The organism is Mammaliicoccus sp. P-M59, assembly GCF_022386135.1.
In the GTDB taxonomy this organism is placed as follows: domain Bacteria; phylum Bacillota; class Bacilli; order Staphylococcales; family Staphylococcaceae; genus Mammaliicoccus; species Mammaliicoccus sciuri_A.
In genome coordinates this window covers 1-705 of sequence record NZ_JAJNJJ010000031.1, presented here as the reverse complement: position 1 = coordinate 705, position 705 = coordinate 1, and the positions used below count along the sequence as shown (strand labels likewise).

2 protein-coding genes and 1 pseudogene are annotated in these 705 nt (G+C 33.2%); all 3 read left to right on the top strand.

Annotation, left to right across the window (positions count from 1 at the left end):
• Positions 1–212 (top strand): hypothetical protein (locus LQ617_RS15815; RefSeq protein ID WP_239740792.1); only part of this gene is annotated, 212 nt, incomplete at its 5' end.
• Between the two features lies 1 nt (position 213).
• Complete coding sequence (locus LQ617_RS15810; protein WP_239740791.1) at positions 214–462, top strand: hypothetical protein; 249 nt, start codon at positions 214–216, stop codon at positions 460–462.
• Positions 431–705 (top strand): annotated as a pseudogene (locus tag LQ617_RS15805) (hypothetical protein); the annotation flags it as partial. The gene LQ617_RS15810 and the pseudogene LQ617_RS15805, both read left to right, overlap by 32 nt.

Below are 705 nucleotides of genomic sequence, written 5' to 3'. Positions count from 1 at the left end.
TCGATGAAAAATTAGCGTGGAGAGGGTTTGACCCAGATGAAGAAACTAGAGCAAGGGATGAACTCAAAGAAGTCTACGCTAAAGCAAAAGCTTGGGATAAATACCTAGAAAGTACTGTCAGACAAGAGGCAATAGATGAATTTGGGGAAGACGACCCAAGAGTAGATTACGCTGTAGAACTTACTGAAAGATTATATAGGGAGGATAAATAATATGACTAACACAATCAAAATGGAAACAGTTGCTAAAGTATTAGAAATGAGTAAACATGACTTACACTTTGTAGACATATTAAGTGAATTTGACGATGAACAAGACGAAGAGATTCTTGAATTTATCGAAGAAAATGAAGAAGAGTTTGAGATATTTTTAAACAAAGCGTTAAAACATATTATGACCAGATTAAAAATAAGAATGGCATACGCTAAAAATGGGGAGACTAAACAAAACGACAAAACCTAAAGGGCTAATTCAAGTCGTTAATGCTAGATGTTACGAATTATATAAAAACGGTATGAGTGAAGAAGAAATATCGAAAGAAGTTGGTATACCTCAATTACTTGTCAAAAAATCAATACGAAGAATAAAAATGAATGAAAAATTAAAGGAGAATAGTATGAAAAGACTAAACATCAAATTACTATCAGACAACGCAACAACACCAACTAGGGCTAACCCAACAGATAGTGGACTAGATTTATATGT